At 40.7% G+C, this 7,862-nt stretch carries 6 protein-coding genes and 1 pseudogene; 4 read left to right on the top strand and 3 right to left on the bottom strand.

What is annotated here, in order from left to right; all coding sequences use genetic code 11:
* Positions 1-136 precede the first annotated feature (136 nt).
* A pseudogene (locus EJK17_RS04015) lies at positions 137-659 on the bottom strand (nucleoside 2-deoxyribosyltransferase).
* Positions 660-836: 177 nt separating this feature from the next.
* Between EJK17_RS04015 and EJK17_RS04010 the strand changes: the two are divergent.
* From EJK17_RS04010 to EJK17_RS03995, 4 genes are all read left to right on the top strand, one after another.
* The gene (locus EJK17_RS04010; RefSeq protein ID WP_103661313.1) at positions 837-1,922 is read left to right on the top strand and encodes a BMP family lipoprotein; all 1,086 of its coding nucleotides are present in this window, start codon (positions 837-839) and stop codon (positions 1,920-1,922) included.
* A gap of 69 nt (positions 1,923-1,991) precedes the next feature.
* Complete coding sequence (locus EJK17_RS04005) at positions 1,992-3,527, top strand: ABC transporter ATP-binding protein (protein ID WP_103661312.1); 1,536 nt, start codon at positions 1,992-1,994, stop codon at positions 3,525-3,527.
* Complete coding sequence (locus EJK17_RS04000; RefSeq protein ID WP_103661311.1) at positions 3,520-4,668, top strand: ABC transporter permease; 1,149 nt, start codon at positions 3,520-3,522, stop codon at positions 4,666-4,668. The genes EJK17_RS04005 and EJK17_RS04000 overlap by 8 nt, the downstream gene beginning before the upstream one ends.
* A gap of 2 nt (positions 4,669-4,670) precedes the next feature.
* Complete coding sequence (locus EJK17_RS03995; protein ID WP_103661310.1) at positions 4,671-5,627, top strand: ABC transporter permease; 957 nt, start codon at positions 4,671-4,673, stop codon at positions 5,625-5,627.
* Between the two features lie 112 nt (positions 5,628-5,739).
* On the opposite strand, the gene EJK17_RS03990 is transcribed toward EJK17_RS03995, so the two are convergent.
* Both EJK17_RS03990 and EJK17_RS03985 read right to left on the bottom strand, forming a co-directional pair.
* On the bottom strand, positions 5,740-6,600 hold the full coding sequence (locus tag EJK17_RS03990) for an Abi family protein (RefSeq protein WP_236629315.1): 861 nt from the start codon (positions 6,598-6,600) through the stop codon (positions 5,740-5,742).
* A gap of 127 nt (positions 6,601-6,727) precedes the next feature.
* Positions 6,728-7,768 (bottom strand): alcohol dehydrogenase catalytic domain-containing protein, encoded by a 1,041-nt coding sequence (locus EJK17_RS03985; RefSeq protein ID WP_103661309.1) that lies wholly within the window; start codon positions 7,766-7,768, stop codon positions 6,728-6,730.
* Positions 7,769-7,862: the final 94 nt, after the last annotated feature.

The raw sequence follows: 7,862 nt of genomic DNA, 5'->3' as shown, positions 1-7,862 counted from the left end.
ACATCAAGTGTCTAAAAGCGACAGGGCATATCGTTTTACTACTACTTTAATTCTACAAGAGAACAAAAATAGTGAATCAATTATCCCGTCGGATAACTAATTCACTATTTAGCTTAGAATGTTTATTTTGTCTATTCTAGTAAATCCCATATCCAGTACCCGGATTATAAGGCAGCCAATTGAAATCATAGGTCGCTAATTTTTCTAATTCCGTATTGCCATCAATAATCGCAGTCACCCCTTGTGCAATCATGAGATTCATCTTCTTCGGTCGTTCAGGATGCTCAGTGAATGGCACCAAGACTACTGGCTTATGCGTTGCCCGCATGAAGCCAATCTCAAAGGCACAACCATCATCTAAAATATCCATGTCATAGAAAAATATCCATGTCATAGAGAAAGACACCGCAAGTTGCAGTGTTAATGCCGTTCAAATCATTTTGAAAAGTCCCTACTCGCCAAGTCATACTCCGTTCTTCACCGATCTTGGGATTAACTTCCGCAGGATCAATAAACTCATAATCAAAGGGAAAATGAACCCGCGCAATGGTTGGATTCTGGGCCAAAAGTTCTTTCGCCCGCTTTACCCGTTCATGATCCACCTCACGGTTGAAAGAACCACCTAAATAGATCTTACCCGTCGCAATTTGTTTTTCCATGTTTAGTCCTCGCAAATCTTAATTTTTGAAGAAAGTATATCAATATTATTCGTATTGTGCAATAAATATTTTACTAAATAATTTTATTTATGATTTATATTGACAAATAGCGTACGATAATCTAGTATCTGTATCAAATAATTATTATTTCACTAATTGAGCTTTCTGGAGGTAAAAATGAACTCAAAGTTTAAGAAAATCCTTTCATTTGGTGCAGTTGTTGTAACCGCTACTTTAGCCTTAACTGCTTGTTCAGGAAAGAAGCAAGGTGCTTCAAATAATAAAGATACGAAACACGGAATTGCGTTAATCACTGATCAAAACGGGGTTGATGATCACTCCTTCTACCAAGCCGCTTGGGCTGGCTTTAAGGCTTACGGTAAAGAACACGGTCTAAAGCAAGGTAAAGGTGGCTATCAATATTTCCAATCAAGCGGTCCATCCGACTTCGTACCTAACTTCGACCAAGCTTCAAATGCTGGTTATCAAACTATCTTCGGTGTTGGTTTCCAATTGCAACAAGCCGTAAGTAAAGCTGCTAAAAAGAATCCAAAGAAGAATTTCGTCATTATCGACAGTGTCATCACTGGTCAAAAGAACGTGGCCTCTGTCACCTTTAAGAGTAATGAAGCTTCTTACTTAGGCGGGTTAGCTGCAGCTTACACGACTAAAACTAATAAAGTTGGTTTCATCGGTGGTGCCAAATCAGAAATTATCGACTTATTCGAAGCTGGTTTTAAGCAAGGTGTGGCTGACGGTGCGAAAGCATTACACAAGAAAATCAGCGTTGAAACGCAATACATCGGTAACTTCACTGCGACTGATAAAGCCAAGTCCATCGCTCAATCAATGTACGCTAACAAGGCTGACATCATCTACCAAGCAGCTGGTAATGCTGGTAACGGCGTTTTCCAAGAAGCTAAAGACTTCAACCAAACCCGTCCTGCTAACAAGAAAGTCTGGGTCATCGGAGTTGACGTTGACCAAGCTAGCCTTGGTAACTACACCGCTAAAGGTGGTCAAAAAGCTAACTTCACTTTAACTTCCGTCTTAAAAGGCTTGAATGTTGCGACTGAAAGCATTGCTAACGACGCTTACCACAATAAATTCCCAGGTGGCAAGCACTTAGTTTACGGCTTAAAGGATAACGGCGTTTCAATTACTAAAGGTCAACTTTCAGCTAAAGCTTGGCAAGCTGTTCAAGCAGCCCGCAAGCAGATTGTCGCTGGTAAGATCCAAGTCGCAACTAAGCCTGAAAAATAAATTTACAGTTAAATCAATTGAGAACTCTCCGTTCAGACGAAGAGTTTTTTCATAGGAAAGATGATTTACATGAATAAACAAAAAAACATCATTGAAATGAAGCATATCGTTAAAGACTTTGACGGTTTTAAAGCCAATGACGATTTAAATCTAACTTTGCATCAAGGTGAAATCCTGGCTTTACTTGGCGAAAATGGTGCTGGTAAATCAACTTTAATGAGCATCCTCTCTGGCTTATTGGCACCAACCAGTGGCGAAATCAAAGTTAACGGCCGCCAGATCGCCATTGTTAATCCCACAGTTGCCAAACAATTAGGCATTGGGATGGTGCACCAACACTTTATGCTAGCCCACTCTTTCACCGTTTTAGAAAATATTATCTTAGGCCATGAAACAACTAAAGGCCCCTTACTTGATCTCAAACAAGCACGAGAAAAGGTCTTAGCCTTATCTGAGCACTATCACTTGGCAATTGATCCTAATCAAAAAGTCGCTAACATCACAGTTGCTCAACAACAGCGCGTAGAAATACTCAAAGTTCTCTATCGCGGCGCTGATATTCTAATTTTTGACGAGCCAACTGCCGTCCTCACCCCACCAGAAATCAAAGAATTCATGCATATTCTTAAAAATCTGGCGAACGAAGGTAAGTCCATCATTTTAATTACCCATAAATTGGAAGAAATCAAAAAAGTAGCTGATCGCGTGACCATTATTCGCGCTGGTAAAGACGTTGGTTCCTACGCGGTAAAAGACATCAGTAATGAAAAAATGGCCGAGCTCATGGTCGGTCATCCAGTGACGATGAAGCTGGCTAAAGCAGCGGTTGAACCGGGAAAAGCAATTTTGGCAGTCAAAGATTTAGTCGTGAAAGAAAATCGCGGCACTTTGGCAGTTAAGCATCTTTCCTTCAATGTGCATGCTGGCGAAATCCTCGGGATTGCCGGGATTGATGGCAATGGCCAAGATGAATTAGTTGAAGCAATCACGGGCCTGCGGCACAGCAGTAGCGGAGAAATTTTGATTAAAGACCAAGATTTAGCCAATCAAGCCCCACGAAAAATCACGGAAGCTGGAGTGGCTAACATCCCTGCCGACCGGCAAAAATACGGTCTAATCTTACAAATGTCAGTCGCCGACAACCTGATCTTGCAAAGTTACTACCAGACCCCTTTTTCTCATCATGGAATTATTAACTTTCACCAAATCAAACAACATGCCCAAAAATTAGTTAAAAAATTCGATATTCTCACCCCTAGCATCGATCTGGCAGGTGGAGAATTGTCTGGTGGTAACCAACAAAAAGTCATTATTGCGCGTGAACTTCAGCGAAATAGCGATTTAATCATTGCCTTTCAACCCACTCGTGGTTTAGACGTTGGTGCGATTGAAACTATTCACAAGCAACTTTTAAAAGAACGAGAACAAGGCAAGGCTATTCTGTTAGTTTCCTATGAATTAAGTGAAATCATGGCTTTATCTGATCGGATTCTCGTCCTGCATAATGGTGAAAAATCCGGTGTTGTGAAACCAGAAGAAACCACTGAAACAGAACTTGGTCTCCTAATGACTGGAGTTAAGAAAGAAGGAAAAGTAGTTGATTAAAGTTACAGCTAAACAAAAACGGCTGTTAGTGCCGCTCATTTCTGTTATTGCAGGCTTTTTAGTTGGAGCCATCATTATGTTGATCTGGAGCTATAACCCATTCAGTGCCTACGCTGCCATGTTCAATGGAGCCTTAGGTACCATGAGTGGTTTAGGTGAAACAATCCGGGAAGCGACTCCCCTCATTTTCACCGCGATCGGTTTCGCCATTGCGTCAAAAGCTGGCTTTTTCAACATTGGTTTACCAGGTCAAGCCCAAGCTGGTTGGTTGACCTCTGTCTGGGTAGTATTGGCTAACCCCAATTTACCCAAGTACATCTTATTACCATTAGCCATTATCGCTGGTGCTTTTGCTGGAGCCATCGTCGCTGGGATCGCGGGTTACTTGCGGGCTTACTTTGGCACCAACGAAGTTATTACGACCATCATGCTCAACTACATAGTCCTTTATTTGTGCCAATACCTCATGCAACAAATCATGCCAAGCAGTCTGCGGACTGATACAGATACGACCAAGGATATCGGTAGCAATGGCAGCTTGCACATTGACTGGCTTAGTCACTTATTTGGCGATTCGCGCATTAATGCTGGGATTTTTTTGGGAATTATCGCTTTAGTCATTTTCTGGTTTTTGATGAAAAAGACTACGGTTGGCTTCGAAATTAAAGCCGTTGGTCTGAATCCTTTTGCCAGCCGTTATGCGGGAATGTCAACTAAGAAAAATATCATTGTTTCAATGCTGCTATCTGGTGCTTTTGCCGGGATTGGTGGCGTTGTGCAAGGGTTAGGTACTTACCAAAACTACTTTACGCAAACTAGTAGCGTTGATATTGGCTGGGACGGCTTGTCCGTTGCTTTGCTTGGTAATAGTACTGCCATCGGAATTTTACTAGCCGCTCTGCTGTTTTCAATTTTGAAAATTGGTGGTCTGGGGATGCAAACAGCAGCTGGTGTTCCTTATGAAATTGTCTCAATCGTGATTGCAGCCATTATTTTCTTCATCGCCATCAGTTATGTCTTTGATTTATTGTTCAAGATTAAAAAGAGCAAGACTTACCGTCATCCTCTGAAGAAAGGTGTCGAAATTGGCCCTAACAACGGCGTTGACAGCCCTGATTTCAAGTTACAAAAAGAAGGATAATTATGAACTTAGAATCACTTTTAGCATTAGTTGTTTCCTCAACTTTAGTTTATTCAGCTCCCCTAATCTTAGCGGCTTTAGGTGGGGTTTACAGCGAAAACTCCGGTATCGTCAACATTGGTCTGGAAGGAATCATGACCGTTGGGGCTTTCACTTCAATTATCTTCAATTTGACCTTTGCCAGCAGCTTAGGAATTTGGACTCCCTGGCTTGGCGCCTTAGTCGGAGCAATTTTCGGTTTGGTTTTTTCCTTATTACATGCCTTCGCCACGATTAACTTACACGCTGACCACATTATTAGTGGGACCGTCCTCAATTTACTGGCTCCACCGCTAGGCGTTTTCTTGATCAAAGCTATTTATGAAAAAGGCCAAACTGCAAATATTACGGCCAACTTTGGGTATGCCAACATCCCTGGCTTAGCTGACATCCCTGTTTTAGGGAAAATCTTCTTCGCTAACACTTCAGCTCCTGCTTGGCTAGCGATTATCCTGACCATCGCAATGTGGTTCATTCTCTACAAAACTCGCTTAGGCTTGCGCTTGCGTTCGGCTGGTGAAAATCCACAAGCTGCCGATACCTTGGGCGTTAATGTCTACAAGATGCGTTACTTAGGCGTTTTGACCTCTGGTTTCATGGCAGGCCTTGGTGGAGCAGTTTTCGCTCAATCTATTTCCGGCAATTTCTCAATCTCCACCATTGTTGGTCAAGGTTTCATGGCTTTAGCAGCTGTGATTTTTGGTAAATGGAATCCGATCGGTGCGATGCTATCCTCATTGTTCTTCGGCTTTGCTCAAAGCTTGAGTATCATTGGTGCCCAATTGCCTGGATTAAGCAAGATTCCGACGGTCTACATGCAAATTGCACCGTACGTTATTACGATTATTGTCTTAGTCCTCTTCTTAGGTAAATCCGTTGCCCCTGCCGCTGATGGAGTTAATTATATTAAGGCAAAATAGGATTTCAATTTTAACTATATTTATTAATACAATCATAAATATAATAATAAGTATAAAAATAGTGAACTAACTATCCACATTATTAGGATAATCAGTCCACTATTTTTTCGTCTTAGAATAAATTTTCTTGCAAAAATTCTTTATCATTGGGATATTTTTGTAAATACTGCTCAATAATTTCCTGCCACTTTTTCTTAACTAATTGATAAGGTTCTTCATTTTTCAGCTCTTGCAAGTTACTTAGAACCTCTTGGTATAAATAAGTTTCCTTTTCTTTAATCCCAATTAAGCGATAATTATGAGCAGCACGTCTTTGGAAATATCTGACCGTTTCTAGCCATTTATCAAATTGATGAACAGTCATTTTATTTTTGAAAATTTTTGCTAAGACTTGTTTCTGCATTTTTGCAGGCATCAAGAAGAAATAATTAGTAGCAACGCCAAAAGACATTTCTTTGAATAGTACCCATGGGTCAGCTTCTCCATGAATCTTGCGATAATCTGAATAAGGCTCCAAATAATTTTTCCGAATATGCCGGATTCTAGCTTTCACGTCTCCCCGTCGAATCACTCGCCCATTAGCTAATCTGTATTCTTCTTGCAAAAATTGGGATTTAATCTCACCTTGAGTATCCATGTTTTCTGCAGCATGAACTAATTGACCTACCAGGCTAATCTCGGTTAAAACAACTTTGAAATTCTGTTCAAATAATTGCAGACTAATCATCATCTGGTTTTTGAGATGTTGATCTAACCAATAATAATCATAGATTCTTTCATAAGTAGTACCTGGTTGAAACTTGAAATCATCGTCGGACTCTAACACGAAACGTTCACCATATTGATAAATTATTTCGTGGTAACCATACTTTTGGATAGTTTGAGCAAAGAAATTTTTATCGGAAATAATCAGACCAGCATCTTTCATAAAATCTAGCCTTAATTCACTAATCGTATCCATCTTTTGTTCCATTCAGATCATCCCTCCTTTACCTAAGAAATGTAATTAGGTAAAGTATATCATAAGTCTCAAACAAAAATAGTGAACTAGCTATCCACCATAGGATAATTAGTCCACTATTTTTTTCGTCTTAAAGTAATTAATCGCTCACTTTAACGTAAGACTTAATCGTCTTTCTGTCAGCCATATCTTGGTAAGCTTGGTTGATATCAGCTAAATCATATTCCTTAGTGAAGACCTTACCAGGATTGATTTGACCATCTAAAGCAGCCTTAAGCAAAACTTCCTTGTCATAGGTTGTAACTGAAGCAGGACCACCAGCCAAAATCTTGTTTTGGTAGAAACTTTGAGCTGGATCAATCTTCTTACCATGTGGCAAACCAACACGGCCAATAATTGAACCTGGACGACCAACTTGCATTGCTTCATCAGTTGACATTTCAGTCCCAACACATTCAAGAACGGCATCAGCACCGCCATTAGTTGTGGCAAGTAACTTCTTAATACCTTCTTCACCACGTTCAGCGATGTTTTCGGTAGCGCCAAATTCCTTAGCTAAAGCTGCCCGATCTGGGTGTCTTGAAGTTGAAATGATTCGCTTAGCACCACGCATCTTAGCAGCGATAATTGCACATTGACCAACTGCACCATCACCTAAAACGATGACTGTATCGCCTTCTTTTACATTAGCTACACGCGCAGCATGGTAACCAGTTGCCATCACGTCAGCTAAAGTCAAAAGTGACTTCAACATCCCTTCACTATAATCACTTGGCTCGCCTGGAACCTTAACTAATGCCCATTGACCATGTTGGAAACGTAAGTATTCTGCTTCATAGCCATCACCAAAGTTATCGGTGTGATCCATACATACTCCGTCAAAACCAGCAAGACAGGCCCGGCAGTGACCACAACCATGAGTGAATGGTGCAATAACAAAGTCTCCAGGTTTCACAGTAGTAATGGCAGACCCAACTTCTTCAACAATTCCGATCGCTTCGTGACCAGAGTTCTCTGAATTTGGCGCAGCACTGTCGAAGTCGCGGTATGCCCATAGGTCTGAGCCACAAACACAGGCCCGCACAACCCGAATAATTACATCATCGTCTTTTTCAATCTTAGGCTTGGGTACATCAGCAATTACAATTTGACCAGCTTTTTCAAATCTTGCATCTTTCATTAGTTATCTCTCCTTTATTTATTTTCATTCTAAAATGAGGAGCGCTAAATTACCAAAGCTTATTACTAATTGAAAGGCATAAGGAAAACTAATA

Origin of the sequence: Lactobacillus xujianguonis (genome assembly GCF_004009905.1) — a bacterium.
Lineage (GTDB): Bacteria > Bacillota > Bacilli > Lactobacillales > Lactobacillaceae > Lactobacillus > Lactobacillus xujianguonis.
The sequence above is the reverse complement of the archived record's forward strand: the minus strand, read 5'-3'. Positions and strand labels throughout refer to the sequence as shown.